The organism is Sphaerotilus natans, from assembly GCF_900156335.1.
Taxonomy (GTDB): domain Bacteria; phylum Pseudomonadota; class Gammaproteobacteria; order Burkholderiales; family Burkholderiaceae_C; genus Sphaerotilus; species Sphaerotilus natans.
Genome location: NZ_FTMZ01000002.1, coordinates 146,839 through 162,091, shown reverse-complemented (window position 1 = coordinate 162,091; position 15,253 = coordinate 146,839). Strand labels below are relative to the sequence as shown.

Genomic DNA, 15,253 nt, shown 5'->3' with positions numbered 1-15,253 from the left:
GCCGTGGCGCCGGAAACTGGAGCCCGCGACCGGGCGGGGTGGCCCGTGCCGGCGATCCGCTCAGCGGGTCAGCGGGTCAGCAGCCGCAGCATGCCGCGCAGCGACACCAGATGGCCGGGATTGGCGGTCTCGTCGAGCACGCCGCTCATGCGCTGCAGCAGTCGCGGGCTGCGGCGGGCGCGCCAGATCACCAGATCGGCTAGCCAGGGGTGGCGGTTGACGCTGTTGGCGCGCTCGTAGAGCGCGAACTTCGGCTTCAGCGCCGCCAGCCGGGTCGCGTAGTCCTGCCGGATCGCCGCTTCGTCCTGGCCGGCGCGCTCGCCCGCCAGCAGCGTGTCGGCGGCCAGGATGCCGGTCTCGAGCGCCTTGCCGATGCCCTCGCCGGTGAAGTCGTAGGTCGAGCCGAGCGCCTCGCCGGTGGCGATCAGGCCGGCGCGGCCCTCGTGCCGTGCGCCCTCGAGCGTGCAGCGCAGCGGCGCGCCCTTCAGGCCGCCCAGCAGCTCGCCGCCGTCCATCAGCCGGCGCGCCGGCTCGTAGACCCGGGTGAAGTCGTCGAACATCTGGCGCAGGTTGGCGTCGGCGGCGCGGTCACGGCCGTCGTCGCCGCGGCGGAAGAAGGCGCCCACGCCGATGTTCCAGGTCGCCTCGCCGCAGGGGAAGATCCAGCCGTAGCCCGGGCGCAGCGCGCGGTCCCAGACGACGTCCATCGTCGCGAGCTGCCCGGCCAGCGCCGGATTGCGCACATGGCCGCGCAGCGCGATGCCGCTGGGCGTGCGCCGGGTGCACAGGCCGGTGGCGACCATCGGCCCGACCGTGGCGCCGGTGGCCAGCACCACCCAGCGCGCGCACACCTCGTGCGTCAGGTCGCCCTGGCGCAGCCGCGCGCCGACGACCCGGCCGCCGGCCTCGATCACCGCATCGAAGCGCACCGGCGTGACCCGCCGCGCGCCGGCGCGCTCGGCATGCCGCGCCAGCAGGAAATCGAGCTGCCGGCGCGGCAGCACCGCCAGCGTGCCGGGCACGTCGACCTGCCCGCCACGCGGCGCCACGCAGCGCACATGGCTGACCCGCGTCGCATGGCGCATCACCTCGTCGAGCAGGCCCAGCCGGGCCAGCGCCGCGTGGGCGTCCGGGATCAGCCCGTCGCCGCAGACCTTGTCCCGGGGAAAGTCATGCTGGTCGACCAGGCAGACCTGCAGCCCCGCGCCGGCCAGCACCGTGGCGCAGGCGCTGCCGGACGGGCCGGCACCGATGATCAGCACGTCGCAGGCATCCGGCAGCGTGCCGGCGGGGGCGGGTTCGGGCAGGCTCAGCATGAGCCCGATTCTAGGCAGCGCGACTAGGCAGCGCGAATGGCGCGCAGCGTGTCGAGCGTGATGTCGGCGATCACCGTGCCGTCGTCGGCCAGGATCTCGTAGAGCTTCTGGCCGGGCTCCGGGCGCATGCTGAACAGCACGATCGCGTCCTGGTCCGGGCCGCCGCCCTCGCGGTGCGGCACCTCGCTGGCGGGCGAGACGGTCAGCGTGCCGGCCGGGCGGATCTCGCGCAGCGCGCCGTCGGCCTCGTACAGCCGGTGTTCGCCCTGGATCACGAAGGTGTGGTTGGCCGCGAGGTGGCGGTGCAGCACGATCTGCTGCCCGGCCGAGAAGCGGAACAGCACGTCGGCGATGCCGCGCGGCTCGTCGATGTGCAGGATCGAGAACAGGAAGTGCGGCATGTCGCCGAAGGGCATCCAGCGCACCTGGCGGTCATCGAAGCGGGCGGGGGGCATGGGCAGTCTCCTCTTGGGGGTGGGTCACGCCGGGATTGGAGCGTGCGTGCGGGCCGGATGTCCCGGGCAGGCTGCCCGCGCAGGCCGGGGCAGTCTGCCTGGCGCAGGTCATGCAGCTTGAGCGGGATCAGTCTGGCCGCACCGCGACGGTGCGACGATGGTCGCCAGGCGGGTGCTGCTCGCCGCTGTCCAGGAGATCCGACGCCATGACCACGCTTGCCTGTTCCCCCGTTTCCACCGGTGCCGCGCTGGATGCCGCGCAGCGGGGTTCGCTGCGCGAGGTGCTGCTGGCGCGTCGCCAGGCGCTGCTGGACTCGCTGGCGCTGCACACCGGCGGGGCCAGCCGCGCCCAGCATGCGCATGAGGTGCTGCAGCAGGGCCGCGACGATCTGCGCGAGCATGCGGCCGACCGCGAGGTCGATCTGGCCTTCACCGATCAGGAGCGGCTCGAGCTGGCCGCGATCGGCCAGGCGCTGCAGCGCCTGGAAGCCGGCGCCGAGGGCGACTACGGCCTGTGCGAGGACTGCGGCGCCGCGATCGCCTTCGAGCGGCTGCAGGTGCAGCCGCAGGCGCTGCGCTGCATCGGCTGCGAGACCTTGCGGGAGCGGCGCGGCGGCCGCAGCGCTGCCGGCACGCTCTGAGCGCTCTGATTCGTTCTGATTCGCTCCGATTCCCGCTGATCAGGGGGTCCGGGCACCGGCACAATCGGCGCCCATGATCGGATCAAGATCCTGGTGCGCGCGCCTGCTGGGCGTCGTGCTGGCCCTGCTGAGCTCCGCCGTGCACGCGCAGATGCCTGCGGGCGTGTCCGGCGGCGACCCCGAGGTCGACACCCTGGTCGGGCCGGCGCTCGGGCGCCCGCGCATCGGCCTGGTGCTGTCGGGCGGCGGTGCGCGCGGCCTGGCGCATGTGGGCGTGCTGGAGGTGCTCGAGCGCGAGCGCATCCCGGTCGACGCGATCGCCGGCACCTCGATGGGCGCCATCATCGGCGGGCTCTACGCCAGCGGCATGGGCGCCGAGGAGATGCGCCGCGAGCTCGGCGCGATCGACTGGGGTGCGATGTTCGCCACCCGGCTGCCGCGCGAGAGCCTCGGCCAGCGCCGCAAGGAGGAGGACTTCGAGATCTCCCCGGCGATCGAGGTCGGCCTGAGCCGGCTGGGGGGCGATCCGATGCTGCCGATCGGCTCGGTGTCGAGCCGCGAGCTCGAGCTGCTGCTGCGCCGCCACACGCTGGCGGTGCGCCGCGCGCCGAGCTTCGACGGCCTGCCGATTCCCTTCCGCGCGGTCGCCACCGACATGGAGAGCGGCGAGGCGGTGGTCTTCCGCGACGGCGACCTGGCGCAGGCGCTGCGCGCGAGCATGTCGGTGCCCGGCCTGTTCGCGCCGATCGAGGTCGACGGGCGCATCCTGGGCGACGGCGGGCTGGTCGACAACCTGCCGGTCGACGTGGCCCGCGCGATGGGGGTCGACCGCATCATCGCGGTCAACATCGGCACGCCGCTGGCCGGGCGCGAGACGCTGGGCACGGTCACCGGCGTGACCACGCAGATGATCAACATCCTGACCGAGCAGAACGTGCAGCGCTCGCTGGCGCGGCTCGATCCGCGCCAGGATCTGCTGATCGCGCCGCCGCTGGGCCGGCTGACCTCGGCCAGCTTCGACCGTGCCGCCGATCTGGTGGCGGCCGGACGCGAGCATGCCGAGCGCATGCTGCCGCAGCTGGCCGCGCTGCGCCTGAACGAGACCGACTGGCAGGCGCACCGCCGCGCCCAGGCGCGGCCGCAGGATCCGCCCGAGCCGATCGCCTCGGTGCGCTTCGAGGGCCAGGAGCTGACGCAGCCGCAGCGTCTGGCCCCGGTGCTGGCAGTGCGCCCGGGCCAGGACTTCACGGTGGCAGGGGCCGAGCGCGACAGCCGGGTGCTGGCTGCCAGCGGCGACTACATGCAGGTCGACTACCGGGTCGAGGACCTGCCCGCCGGCGCCGGCCTGGTCTACCGGCTGGCCGAGAAGCCCTGGGGGCCGAACTATTTCCGGCTCGGTCTGGCGCTGCAGAGCGACTTCGCCGGCCAGGGCGAGTTCAACATCCAGCTCAGCCACAACCGCCACTGGCTCGACGAGGCCGGCAGCGAGTGGCGCAACCGGGTGCAGCTCGGCTCGGTGCCGCGCTGGTTCAGCGAGCTCTATGTGCCGCTGGGCGCCGGCAGCGGCCCGGCCAGCGACTGGTTCGTCGCGCTCTCGACCGATCTGTCCCGGCGCCGGCAGACCACCTACCGCACGATCGGGCCGGACCAGGACGGCGGTGACCCCGAGGTGCTCGGCCGCCATGTGCGCGGCAGCCTGGGCGTGGGCATCGACCTGGGCCAGCCGCTGGGCGAGCTGGGCGAATGGCGCATCGGTCTGGTACGGCAGATGTTGCGCATCCAGCCGGAAAGCGCCTACACCGTGCGCACCGAGACCGGCAGCGTGGCGCTGCAGTCCCTCCATGCCCGCGAGGAGGCGCTGCGCAGCACCCTGGTGATGGACCAGCTCGATCATGCGGTCTTTCCGCGCAGCGGCTGGCGGCTGAGGCTGGAGGCGCAGACCGGCCGGCGCCGCCTCGACGAGCTGGCGCTGGAGGCGGCGCAGCGGCGCTTTCACCGGCTCGAGCTCGATCTGGCGGAGGTGGCCAGTCGCGGCCGCCACACCGTCGATCTGACGCTGAAGCTGCGGGCGGCGCGCCAGTCGCAGGTCGACGGCGCGCCGGGGCACTACACGCTCGGCGGCTTTCACCAGCTCTCCGGCTACGAGACCGATCAGCTCTCCGGCGACGGGGTGCTGCTGGGCCGGCTGACCTGGCAGGTGCGACTGACCGGCCGGCCGGTGCTGACCCGCGGCGTCTTCGCCGGCATGACGCTGGAGGCCGGCAATGCCTGGGCCCTGCCGCGCGAGATGCGCCTGACGCCGCTGCGCTGGGGCACCAGCGCCTTCCTGGCGGCCGACACCGGCATCGGGCCGCTCTACCTGGGTCTGACTTGGGCGCCGCAGGGGCGTGCCGGCATCACGCTGATGCTGGGCCGGCCCTGAGCGGGCGGTGGCCGGTTCAGCGCATCGAGCTCTGGCGCACCACCAGCTCGACCGGCAGCGTGCGCGGCGGCGCATCGCGCCCGGCCACCCGCTCGAGCAGCGCCTCGACCATCTCGATGCCGGCGCGCGCCACCGGCTGGCGCACCGTCGTCAGCGGCGGGTCGGCGTGGCTGGCCCACTCGATGTCGTCGTAGCCGACCACCGCGACATCGCGCGGCACCTCGCGGCCGTGCAGCCGCAGCACCGGCACCACCGCGGTGGCCAGCACGTCGGAGCAGGCCACCACCGCATCGAAGTCGACGCCCTGCTCGAGCAGCCGGCCGACCTCGGTGCGTGCGCGCGCCGCGTCGAAGCCGACCGCCAGAACCCGGCAGGCCTCGGGCTCGAGCCCAGCCTCGGCCAGCTCGTGCTGGTGGCCGCGCAGGCGCAGCGCCGATTCCGGCGTGGTCGGATCGCCCAGGAAGACGAAGCGCCGGCAGCCGCGCTCGATCAGGTGCCGGGTGGCCAGGCGGCCGCCGCCGAGGTTGTCGCCGCCGACCGAGCAGTAGCGCTGCTGCGGCAGCTGCGCGCCCCAGACCACCAGCGGCACGCCCTGGTCGGCCAGGCGGTTGAGCTGATCGTGGCTGTGCCACTGGCCGATCAGGATGATGCCCAGCGCGGTGCCGCTGTCGTAGGACAGCGAGGCGTTCTCAAGCTGGTCGGCGTCGATGCGCGACACCAGCATGTCGTAGCCGCGATCGGTCAGCGCATCGGCCAGGCTGCCCAGCATCGACAGGAAGAAGGGGTCCGAGACATGCAGCCGCGTCTGCCGGTCGTACGGGATGACGACCGCGACGGTGCGGTTGTGGCGCAGCCGCAGGTTCTTCGCGCTGATGTTGATGGTGTAGTTGAGCGAGCGCGCCAGCTCGGTGATGCGCTGGCGGGTGGCGGCGCTGACCTCGGTGCTGCCGTTGAGCGCACGCGAGACGGTGGCCACCGACACGCCCGCGATGCGGGCGATGTCGGCCATCTGCAGCCGGCCCGGGCGCGTCTGCGTGCCCGGGCCGGGCGGATCGGACTCAGGCGCGGCCGGCGGCAGGCTCATCGTCGGGCTCGGCGGCAGGGGGCGGGGTGAAGTCCGGCAGCACCATCGCACCGAGCGCCCACTGCTGCAGGATCTCGGCGGCGTCGCCGACGCCCTGGCGCTTCAGCGCGGAGAACAGCGTGATGCCGATGTCGGACTCCTCGGTCGAGAGCTCGCCCAGCACCTCCTGCGCGCGGCGCAGCGATTCGGCCTGCTCCTTGCGGTTGAGCTTGTCGGCCTTGGTCAGCAGCACCAGCAGCTTGACCTCGCCGTTGACCACGCGCGGCGCCACGAAGCTCAGCAGCTGGCGGTCGAGGTCGGTGAAGCCGTGGCGCGAGTCCACCATCTGCACCACGCCGGCGAGGTTGCGCCGCACCCGCAGGTAGTCGGCCATCACCTCCTGCCAGCGCAGCTTGGAGGCGCGCGCCACCGCCGCGTAGCCGTAGCCGGGCAGGTCGGCCCACAGGGCCTGCGGCGTCTCGCGCGGGCCGACCTCGAACAGGTTGATGTGCTGGGTGCGCCCGGGCGTCTTGGACGCGAAGGCGAGCTGGCGCTGCTGCGCCAGGGTGTTGATCGCGGTCGACTTGCCGGCGTTGGAGCGTCCGACGAAGGCGATCTCGGGCAGTTCATGGGCCGGCAGCTGGTCCAGACGGCTGGCCGTCGTCAGGAAACGGGCCGTGTGGGTCCAGGCGAGTGCCGCGCGCGTGGCGTCGGCGCCACCCGGGGGTGGTGTGGTGGTGAGGCTCATCGCTGGCATTGTAAAATCGTCCGGTTTCACGTCTGCCACCTTCCCGCCAGCCCACGGGGCCGCTTCATCATGAAATCGCACTTCAAGTCGCTTCTTGCTCTGCTCGCGGCAGCCGCCATGGCCACCCCGCTTGCCGCTTCCGAGTCCAAGCCTGCCGCGAAGGCCGATCTGGTGAAGGGTGAGGCCATCGCCACCCAGGTGTGCAGCGCCTGCCACACCGCGGACGGCTCGCGCGGCTCGGCCGCCAACCCGATCATCCAGGGCCAGCACCCCGAGTACCTGGTCAAGCAGCTGACCGAGTTCAAGTCCGGCAAGCGCGACAACGCGATCATGAAGGGCATGGCCTCCGCGCTGAGCGAGGACGACATGAAGAATGTCGCCGCCTTCTACGCCAGCAAGCAGCCCAAGCCGGGCGCGGCGCGCAACAAGGAGCTGGTCGCGCTGGGCGAGAAGATCTACCGCGGCGGCATCGCTGACCGCCAGGTGCCCGCCTGCGCCGGCTGCCACAGCCCGAGCGGCTCCGGCATCCCGGCCCAGTACCCGCGCCTGTCGGGCCAGCATTCGGACTACACCGAGCTGCAGCTCAAGAACTTCCGCGACAGCGTGCGCAAGAACAATGCCGTGATGACCGGCGTGGCCGCCAAGATGAACGATCGCGAGATCAAGGCGGTCGCCGACTACATCGCCGGCCTGCACTGAGGCGGGCGGCTTGCCGGAGATTTCATCTCGGGCGCCGATTGACGAAGATCAAAAAGGCCGGTCCCAGACCGGCCTTTGTGCATCTTTACACTGTCTTCAGTCCCTGTTCGCATAATCCGGTCCGCCATGTCCGCCTCATCCTCCTCCTCCACCGCCGGCCTCGAGATCGGTCGCGGCTCGCGCTGGCTGCGGGAGAGCGTCGAGCTGCTGTCGTCGATGCGCTTCGCCATCGCGCTGCTCACGATCATCTGCATCGCCTCGGTGATCGGCACCGTCATCCAGCAGCACCAGCCGCCGGTCAACTATGTCAACCAGTTCGGCCCGTTCTGGTCCGACGTGTTCGGCCGGCTCGGGCTGTATGCGGTCTACAGCGCCGGCTGGTTCCTGGTGATCCTGGCCTTTCTGGTGCTGTCGACCAGCCTGTGCATCGCGCGCAACACGCCGAAGATCCTCGCCGACCTGCGCACGACGAAGGAGGGCATCCGCGAGAGCGCGCTGCAGGCCTTCCCGCACAAGGCGCGAGGTGAGCTCTCGCTCAATCGAGACCAGGCGCTGGCCCGGGTGCAGGCGCTGCTGTCGGGTGCGGGCTGGAGCGGCAAGGCCCAGATGCGCGAGCGCGGCGTGATGGTGGCGGCCCGCCAGGGCGCGACCAACAAGCTGGGCTACATCGCCGCGCATGGCGCCATCGTGCTGATCTGCATCGGCGGCCTGTTCGACGGCGACCTGATCGTGCGCGCGCAGATGGCGCTGCTGGGCAAGACGCCCTTCGAGGGTGGCGGCATGATCCGCGACGTGCCGGCCGAGCACCGCCTGTCGCCGTCCAATCCGACCTTCCGGGGCAATCTCTACGTGCCCGAAGGTGCCACCGCCGGCACCGCGGTCATCAACCTGAGCCGCGGCATCGTGCTGCAGGACCTGCCCTTCAGCATCGAGCTGAAGAAGTTCGTGGTCGAGTACTACGACACCGGCATGCCCAAGCTCTTCGCCAGCGACATCGTGGTGCATGACGCCGACGGCACCAAGACCGAGGCCAAGATCAAGGTCAACGAGCCCTTCATCCACAAGGGCATCGCGATCTACCAGTCGAGCTTCGAGGACGGCGGCTCGAAGCTGACGCTGCTGGGCCGGCCGATGGGGCGTCCCGGCGCGCCCTTCGAGGTCAAGGGCGAGGTCGGCGGCGTGACCACGCTGAGCAGCGGCGCCGACGCGAAGAACAGCTTCCAGCTCGAGTTCACCGGCCTGCGTGTCATCAACGTCGAGAACATGGCCGCCGAGGCCCCCTCGGCGTCCGGCGCCGACGTGCGCAAGGTGGATCTGGTCGATTCGCTCGGCCAGCATCTCGGCTCGGGCGCGCGGCCGTCGGGCGACAAGCAGCTGCGCAATGTCGGCCCTTCGGTGGTCTACAAGCTGCGCGATGCCGCCGGCCAGGCCCGCGAGTACAGCAACTACATGCTGCCGGTCGACCTGGACGGCCTGTCCGTCTTCCTGGTCGGCGTGCGCGACACGCCCGATCAGCCCTTCCGCTACCTGCGCATTCCGGCCGACGAGCGCGGCACGATCGACGACTGGATGGGCCTGCGCGCCGCGCTGGCCGATCCGGCCAGCCGCATGGAGGCCGCGCGCCGCTATGTGCGCAAGTCGGCCCCCGAGGGCAAGCCCGAGCTGGCGACCCAGCTCGAGGCCTCGGTGCTGCGCGCGCTGACGCTCTACGCCGGCGACGAGGTGGTGCGCAAGTCCGCGCCCAGCGCCGGCCTGCAGGCGCTGCAGGACTTCATCGAGGACTCGGTGCCCGAGGCCGACCGCGCCCGCACCTCCGAGGTGCTGATCCGCATCCTCAACGGCGGCCTGTTCGAGCTGACCAACCTGGTGCGCGAGCGCGCCGGCCACGCGCCGCTGCAGCCCAGCGATGCCACCCAGCGCTTCATGGGCCAGGCGGTGCTGTCGCTGTCGGACTCCTTCGCCTATCCGGCGCCGGTGGTGCTGAGCCTGACCGGCTTCGAGCAGATCCAGGCCAGCGTCTTCCAGCTCACCCGCGCGCCGGGCAAGACCCTGGTCTACGCCGGCTGCGTGCTGCTGATCATCGGCGTGTTCGCGATGCTCTACATCCGGGAACGCCGGCTCTGGATCTGGATCGAAGGACCGGCCGACGCGACGAGCACCACGGTGACGATGGCGCTGTCGGCCACCCGCCAGTCCCTGGACAACGACAAGGACTTCGACGCGCTGGCGTCGAGGATGCTGAAGCCATGAACACCACCACCGCGTCCCCGACGACCACGACGACGACACTGCAGCTCGGCCGCGCGTCCTACTTCGGTTCGCGCAGCCTCTACGACTGGCTGTTCGCGCTGCTGCTGCTGGGCGGCGCGGTCTTTGTCTGGCAGCGCTACGGCGCGGCGATGAACGGCTACGAGGAGGGCATCCTGATCGGTGCGGTGCCCAGCCTGATCGCGCTGGGCTGGTTCTGGGGGCCGCTGCGCACGCTCAGCCTGGGCGTGGGCGCAGCCTCGCTGATGGCGATCTCGCTCTACCTGCGCCAGACCGACGCCTTCGGTGCCGATCTGGCCGCCGCCGAGCAGGTCTTCCTGCTGAAGTACATGCTTTCCAGCCAGAGCGCGATTCTCTGGATGAGCGTGCTGGTCTTCATGAGCACGATCGCCTACTGGGCCGGCCTGCTCGCGGGGTCCGAGGCGGCGCAGCGCATCGGCTCCTGGCTGGCCTGGGGCTCGGTGGTGATGGCGCTGATCGGCACCTTCGTGCGCTGGTTCGAGAGCCATCAGATCGGCCCCGACATCGGCCACATCCCGGTCAGCAATCTGTACGAGGTGTTCGTGCTGTTCGTCTGGATGACGACGCTGATCTACCTCTACTACGAGCGCCACTACGCCACCCGCTCGCTGGGCGGCTTCGTGATGCTGATCGTCAGTGCGGCGGTCGGCTTCCTGCTCTGGTACACCGTCTCGCGCGGCGCGCACGAGATCCAGCCGCTGGTGCCGGCGCTGCAGAGCTGGTGGATGAAGATCCATGTGCCGGCCAACTTCGTCGGCTACGGCACCTTCGCGCTGGCGGCGATGGTCGCGCTGGCCTATCTGGTCAAGACGGCGCCGCCGCGCTCGCTGTGGATCGGCCTGGTGGGCGTGCCCGGCGCGATGCTGCTGGTGCTGGCTGGCTTCTGGGCCTTCGGCGGCGTGTCGCCGGAAGTCTCGCAGGCGCTGCTCAAGACGATGCGCATGCTGGGCGGCTGCCTGGCGCTGTTCGCCTTCACCATCGTGGCGCGTGGCGTGATCGGCGCCCGCACCCCGGCGCCCGAGGTGCTCGACGACGTGATGTACCGCGCCATCGCGCTGGGCTTCGCCTTCTTCACCATCGCCACCATCCTGGGCGCGTTCTGGGCCGCCGAGGCCTGGGGCGGCTACTGGAGCTGGGACCCGAAGGAGACCTGGGCGCTGATCGTCTGGCTGAACTACGCCTCGTGGCTGCACATGCGTCTGGTCAAGGGCCTGCGCGGTCAGGTCGCGGCCTGGTGGTCGCTGGTCGGCCTGGTGGTGACGACCTTCGCCTTCCTCGGCGTCAACATGTTCCTGTCGGGCCTGCACTCCTACGGCGAGCTGTGAGCGCCTGAGCTGCGCTTCAGCCCGGGCGGCGCCCGGCCGATAGCGCGGGGCAGAGAGGTTCCCTGCCATGCCCCACATCCTGCGCGACGCCAGCGGTCGCATCGCCAGCGTGCACCGCGATCCGCAACCCGGCAGCGAGGCGGTGCCGGCCGATCACCCGGAGCTGGCCGAGCTGCTGGGGGAGTCCGCCACCGAAGCGGCCTTCGCCAGCCTGGACGCCGGACTGATCCGGGTGCTCGAGGATCTGGTCGATGTGCTGGTGGCGCGCAACATCATCTGCATCACCGACCTGCCGCCCGAGGCGCAGCACAAGCTCTTCACCCGCAAGAACTTCCGCGACCGATTCCAGCGCAATGCGCTGCAGCTCTGGGGCGACGGGCCCTCGACTGCCTTTGGTGGCGACACGCTGATCCCCACGATCGGCGGGGACGAGCCGGTGCCGCCTCGTCCGCGTCGCCGGCCGCTGTAAGAATTGGGCGTCTTCCCCGACAGAAGGGCTGCCCTGCTGCCCTGCTGTCTGCCCTGGAGCGCCCGATGCCCGTCCGACCCCACGCCCATTCCGATCACGGCTTCATTCATCCGCGCTCGAGCGAGATCACGCCGCGCGCGCTGCACGACGGTCGCCGCGACTGGCTGCGCCAGCTCGCCGCCGGCGCGGGCGGCCTGGCACTGGCGGGCTGGGCCGGGCGCGAGGCGATGGCGCAGCCGCAGCCGCAGCCGACTCCCGCACTGGCCCGTCCGGGACGTCTGGCCGCGCTGCCGGGCGCGCGCAGCGCGGTGGCCGGCGCCACGACGATGGAGCGCGCCACCGCCTACGCCGACATCACCGCCTACAACAACTTCTACGAGTTCGGCACCGACAAGGCCGATCCGGCGCGGCTGGCCGGGCGGCTGCAGACGCGGCCCTGGAGCGTCGTCATCGACGGCGAGGTGAAGCGGCCGCAGACGCTCGACCTCGATGCGCTGCTGCGCCTGGCGCCGATGGAGGAGCGCATCTACCGGCTGCGCTGCGTCGAGGGCTGGTCGATGGTGATCCCGTGGGTCGGCTGGTCGCTGGCCGAGCTGATCCGCCGCGTCGAGCCGACCGGCAACGCCAAGTACGTCGAGTTCCACACGCTGGCCGATCCGAAGCAGATGCCCGGCGTGGCGTCCCGGGTGCTCGACTGGCCCTATGTCGAGGGCCTGCGCCTGGACGAGGCGATGCATCCGCTGACGCTGCTGGCCTTCGGCCTCTACGGCGAGGTGCTGCCGAACCAGAACGGTGCGCCGGTGCGGCTGGTGGTGCCGTGGAAATACGGCTTCAAGAGCGCCAAGTCGATCGTGAGGATCCGCTTCACCGAGCGCCAGCCGCTGACGGCCTGGAACCGCTCGGCGCCGCAGGAATACGGCTTCTTCTCCAACGTCAATCCCGAGGTCGATCACCCGCGCTGGAGCCAGGCGACCGAGCGGCGCATCGGCGAGGACGGCCTGTTCGCCCGCAAGCGCCCGACGCTGCCCTTCAACGGCTACGGCGCGCAGGTGGCCTCGCTGTATGCGGGCATGGACCTGAAGAAGTTCTTCTGATGGCGACCCCTGCGGCCCCTGCGGTCGCGCGGCTGGATGCGGTGCTGCGCCGGCTGGGTGCCAAGCGCGTCGTCTGGCTGCTGTGCCTGCTGCCGCTGCTGGGCTGGGTCATGCGCGGCAGCACTGGCTGGGCCGGCGGCCTGGGCGTCAATCCGGCCGAGACGCTGCTGCGTGGCACCGGCGACTGGACGCTGAACCTGCTGCTGGCCGGCCTGGCGCTGACGCCGCTGCGGCGCCTCTTCAGCCTGAACGGCCCCGTGCGCTGGCGCCGCACCGTCGGGCTGTGGGCCTTCGCCTATGCGCTGCTGCATGGGCTGGCCTATGCCTGGCTGGACATGGGCCTGGATCCGGCCGCGATCGTCAAGGATCTGGGCAAGCGGCCGTTCGCACTGGTCGGCTTCGTGGCCTTCGTGCTGCTGCTGCCGCTGGCGCTCACCTCGACCGACCGCGCGATGCGTGCGCTCGGCGGCCGGCGCTGGCAGCGGCTGCACCGGCTGGTCTACCTGATCGCGCCGCTCGGGCTGCTGCATCTGGCCTGGATGCGGGCCTCGAAGGGGCGGCTGGCCGAGATCGCACCCGAGGTGCTGGCACTGCTGTTGCTTCTCGGGCTGAGACTGTGGCGTCGTCCAGCCCCACGTTCCCTGGATTGACGCAGCAGGAGGCTCTCCGAATGCCACCCGATCTGCTCCGGGTGTGACAAAGTTGGCAAATTTGTTGACACAATTTTCAGGCATCCTTAGGATTGATGTAACAAATTGTCAGGGAGGGGATCGTGAATGCCAACACGACAGAGACGGACATCGAGACCCAGCCGCCCTGGGATCTGATCGCGCTTCTGGTGCTGGCCTTCATCGTGCTGGGCTGGATGGCGCTGGCGGTGTCCTACAACCCGAGCCGGGGCGCGCAGCACACCTTCGAGAGCCTGCACAGCGTGGTGCTGCACCAGTACCAGACGCTGCCCTGGCGCAGTTTCCTGACCGAAATGCACAGCCGCCATGGCCCGGCCTTCTATGCGCTGGTCAGCGCGCTGGGGCTGTCGCTCGAGGGCATGCGTGCGGCCGGGCTGGTGATGCATCTGACCTCGACGCTGCTGCTGCTGCAGATCGCCTTGCGTCTGGGCACGAGCTGGCAGAAGGCGGCGCTGCTGGCCAGCGCCTTCTTCGCTTCGCCCTTTCAGTTCGGGCCGGCGCTGTGGGGGCATCCTGAAGCGCTGGCCATGCTGCTGCTGGTGCTGGGTCTGGCGGTTCCGCGCCTGACCCGCGGCCTGTCGCGGCATGCGCCGGTCGTGCTGCTGCCGCTGACGGTCACGGTCGAGCCGTCCGGGGCGGCGGCGGTGGTCGCCTCCTGTCTGGATGATTGGCGCCGTCGCCGCTGGCTGGCGCTGCTGCCCAAGGCGGGCGTGGCGCTGCTCGCGCTGCTGACGATCCATCTGACCTGGCGCGAGATGGCGCCGCCCGACCTGTCGGGCACGCTGCCGCTGCCCCATGCCCGGGCCTTCCTGATCGCGCTGGCGCTGCTGGTGCTGGGGCTGCTGGCGGGCGAGCGCATCAACCGGCGTGTCCGGCCCGCCGTGCTGCTGCATCGCTTCCTGCTGCTGTGGCCGGGGGTGGTGCTGCTGTATGCGCTGTCGCCCGCGCTGGTCGGTGGGGGCTTCGTGTTCTCGCGGCTGGATCGCATCGAGGGCGTGCTGCTGGGGGTGCATCTGGCCAGTCCGGCGCTGATCGCCCTGGTGCTGGCCTGGAGCTGGAACGCGCTGCGCGGCGACCGGCTGGCCAGCGCGCAGATCCTGATCTGTGCGGCGGCGCTGGCCTGCGCCGGCCAGGGCTCGCTCTATCTGAAGGATGTGGATTTCTTCTTCTGGCCCCTGCTGCTGATGCGGCTGCTGCGCTGGGGCGCGTGCCGTCCGGCACTGCGCGAGTCGCTGCTGCAGGCCGCGATCCTGTGGACCGGCATCGCGCTGACGCTGGCGACCCTGTCCTATCCGACGCGCTGAGCCACCGGCTGCACGCACATCGATCGTGCTGATTGCACGGCGATCCTGCCGCTTTTCTCGCGCACCCTGAGGCGAGGGGGAGGCATGGAACGTCGGTCTGCCTAGGATCGAGGCCTGTCGAGCGACCGGTTTCAGCGTCGCCGGCAAGCGGGGGAAAGAAGCGATGTCGATGAACATGCATCACGAGAAGGCAGCCGGCCGGCTGGAACAGGAGGCGCGTCAGGACGGCTGGATCCAGCGGCTGGAGCTGGCCCGCCAGCGGCGCGACCATCTCGAGATGGCGCGGCTGCTGCTGGCGGCGGCCGACCAGGCGATGGCCGAGGCCGGCGCAGATGACGAGACGCTCGAGCATGCGCAGTGGCTGCTGGCGCGCACGCAGCGCTCGGTCAGCGCCACCGGCAGCCATGCCGAGGGCATCCGGGCGACGGCCGAACTGCTCGAGGCGATGGCTCGGCTGCTGCGGATGTGGGTCGAGCGAGATCGTCCGGCCGCTGCGCGGCTGGCCATCGAGCAGGTGCGCGACACCGCCTTCGACCTGGCGCGCCGCGTCGAGCGCAGCGAGGATCTGGGCCTGCGCTGCACCCTGCTGCTGCGCACCGCCGACGTGCTCGAGCGCATCGGCGATGCGGTGGACGCGCAGTCGCTGCGCGCACGGGCCTTCCACCGGCTCGGCAGCGCGCTGGGCGGGGTCGACATCGCGCTGGCCGCCTGACGGACTGTGGCGGGCAGGGCGGTGTGA

General features: G+C 71.2%; 14 protein-coding genes. 10 read left to right on the top strand and 4 right to left on the bottom strand.

Annotated elements, in window-relative coordinates; translation table 11 throughout:
* Positions 1-68 precede the first annotated feature (68 nt).
* Both BW996_RS02475 and BW996_RS02470 read right to left on the bottom strand, forming a co-directional pair.
* Positions 69-1,316, bottom strand: coding sequence for an NAD(P)/FAD-dependent oxidoreductase (locus BW996_RS02475; protein ID WP_051632054.1), 1,248 nt, complete (start codon positions 1,314-1,316; stop codon positions 69-71).
* 23 nt (positions 1,317-1,339) lie between these two features.
* Positions 1,340-1,771, bottom strand: a complete 432-nt coding sequence (locus BW996_RS02470; RefSeq protein ID WP_037483281.1) for a cupin domain-containing protein — start codon at positions 1,769-1,771, stop codon at positions 1,340-1,342.
* Positions 1,772-1,977: 206 nt separating this feature from the next.
* Between BW996_RS02470 and BW996_RS02465 the strand changes: the two genes are divergently transcribed.
* Both BW996_RS02465 and BW996_RS02460 read left to right on the top strand, forming a co-directional pair.
* On the top strand, positions 1,978-2,412 hold the full coding sequence (locus tag BW996_RS02465; protein WP_081838181.1) for a TraR/DksA family transcriptional regulator: 435 nt from the start codon (positions 1,978-1,980) through the stop codon (positions 2,410-2,412).
* A 73-nt stretch (positions 2,413-2,485) separates the two neighbouring features.
* A complete protein-coding gene (locus BW996_RS02460; protein ID WP_051632055.1) occupies positions 2,486-4,834 on the top strand; it encodes a patatin-like phospholipase family protein in 2,349 nt (782 codons plus the stop codon).
* A 16-nt stretch (positions 4,835-4,850) separates the two neighbouring features.
* Here the strand turns inward: BW996_RS02460 and BW996_RS02455 are convergent, their stop codons facing one another.
* Positions 4,851-5,918 carry a LacI family DNA-binding transcriptional regulator gene (locus BW996_RS02455; RefSeq protein ID WP_310732045.1) on the bottom strand — a complete coding sequence of 356 codons (1,068 nt, stop codon included), beginning with the start codon at positions 5,916-5,918 and terminating at the stop codon, positions 4,851-4,853.
* Positions 5,893-6,645 (bottom strand): ribosome biogenesis GTP-binding protein YihA/YsxC, encoded by a 753-nt coding sequence (gene yihA, locus BW996_RS02450; protein ID WP_051632056.1) that lies wholly within the window; start codon positions 6,643-6,645, stop codon positions 5,893-5,895. The genes BW996_RS02455 and yihA overlap by 26 nt, the downstream gene beginning before the upstream one ends.
* A 69-nt stretch (positions 6,646-6,714) precedes the next feature.
* Between yihA and BW996_RS02445 the strand changes: the two genes are divergently transcribed.
* From BW996_RS02445 to BW996_RS02410, 8 genes are all read left to right on the top strand, one after another.
* Positions 6,715-7,344, top strand: coding sequence for a c-type cytochrome (locus BW996_RS02445; protein WP_037483284.1), 630 nt, complete (start codon positions 6,715-6,717; stop codon positions 7,342-7,344).
* A 126-nt stretch (positions 7,345-7,470) separates the two neighbouring features.
* A complete protein-coding gene (locus BW996_RS02440; protein ID WP_037483287.1) occupies positions 7,471-9,594 on the top strand; it encodes a cytochrome c biogenesis protein ResB in 2,124 nt (707 codons plus the stop codon).
* On the top strand, positions 9,591-10,958 hold the full coding sequence (gene ccsB, locus BW996_RS02435) for a c-type cytochrome biogenesis protein CcsB (RefSeq protein ID WP_037483288.1): 1,368 nt from the start codon (positions 9,591-9,593) through the stop codon (positions 10,956-10,958). The genes BW996_RS02440 and ccsB overlap by 4 nt, the downstream gene beginning before the upstream one ends.
* Positions 10,959-11,025: 67 nt before the next feature.
* Complete coding sequence (locus BW996_RS02430; RefSeq protein WP_076458536.1) at positions 11,026-11,427, top strand: hypothetical protein; 402 nt, start codon at positions 11,026-11,028, stop codon at positions 11,425-11,427.
* A gap of 65 nt (positions 11,428-11,492) precedes the next feature.
* Positions 11,493-12,521 carry a protein-methionine-sulfoxide reductase catalytic subunit MsrP gene (gene msrP, locus BW996_RS02425; RefSeq protein WP_037477301.1) on the top strand — a complete coding sequence of 343 codons (1,029 nt, stop codon included), beginning with the start codon at positions 11,493-11,495 and terminating at the stop codon, positions 12,519-12,521.
* Entirely contained in the window at positions 12,521-13,171 is a 651-nt protein-coding gene (msrQ, locus tag BW996_RS02420) for a protein-methionine-sulfoxide reductase heme-binding subunit MsrQ (protein WP_051631422.1), read from the top strand. The genes msrP and msrQ overlap by 1 nt, the downstream gene beginning before the upstream one ends.
* Positions 13,172-13,293: 122 nt before the next feature.
* Positions 13,294-14,514, top strand: a complete 1,221-nt coding sequence (locus tag BW996_RS02415) for a hypothetical protein (protein WP_037477299.1) — start codon at positions 13,294-13,296, stop codon at positions 14,512-14,514.
* Between the two features lie 169 nt (positions 14,515-14,683).
* Positions 14,684-15,226 (top strand): hypothetical protein, encoded by a 543-nt coding sequence (locus BW996_RS02410; protein WP_139330710.1) that lies wholly within the window; start codon positions 14,684-14,686, stop codon positions 15,224-15,226.
* Positions 15,227-15,253 lie beyond the last annotated feature (27 nt).

Bases quoted from the DNA above. Each gene is read 5' to 3' on its own strand.
- BW996_RS02455 (WP_310732045.1), bottom strand. From the start codon at position 5,918: ATGAGCCTGCCGCCGGCCGCGCCTGAGTCCGATCCGCCCGGCCCGGGC.
- BW996_RS02465 (WP_081838181.1), top strand. From the start codon at position 1,978: ATGACCACGCTTGCCTGTTCCCCCGTTTCCACCGGTGCCGCGCTGGAT.
- msrP (WP_037477301.1), top strand. From the start codon at position 11,493: ATGCCCGTCCGACCCCACGCCCATTCCGATCACGGCTTCATTCATCCG.
- ccsB (WP_037483288.1), top strand. From the start codon at position 9,591: ATGAACACCACCACCGCGTCCCCGACGACCACGACGACGACACTGCAG.
- BW996_RS02445 (WP_037483284.1), top strand. From the start codon at position 6,715: ATGAAATCGCACTTCAAGTCGCTTCTTGCTCTGCTCGCGGCAGCCGCC.
- BW996_RS02470 (WP_037483281.1), bottom strand. From the start codon at position 1,771: ATGCCCCCCGCCCGCTTCGATGACCGCCAGGTGCGCTGGATGCCCTTC.
- BW996_RS02430 (WP_076458536.1), top strand. From the start codon at position 11,026: ATGCCCCACATCCTGCGCGACGCCAGCGGTCGCATCGCCAGCGTGCAC.
- yihA (WP_051632056.1), bottom strand. From the start codon at position 6,645: ATGAGCCTCACCACCACACCACCCCCGGGTGGCGCCGACGCCACGCGC.
- BW996_RS02410 (WP_139330710.1), top strand. From the start codon at position 14,684: ATGAACATGCATCACGAGAAGGCAGCCGGCCGGCTGGAACAGGAGGCG.
- BW996_RS02440 (WP_037483287.1), top strand. From the start codon at position 7,471: ATGTCCGCCTCATCCTCCTCCTCCACCGCCGGCCTCGAGATCGGTCGC.
- BW996_RS02475 (WP_051632054.1), bottom strand. From the start codon at position 1,316: ATGCTGAGCCTGCCCGAACCCGCCCCCGCCGGCACGCTGCCGGATGCC.
- msrQ (WP_051631422.1), top strand. From the start codon at position 12,521: ATGGCGACCCCTGCGGCCCCTGCGGTCGCGCGGCTGGATGCGGTGCTG.
- BW996_RS02460 (WP_051632055.1), top strand. From the start codon at position 2,486: ATGATCGGATCAAGATCCTGGTGCGCGCGCCTGCTGGGCGTCGTGCTG.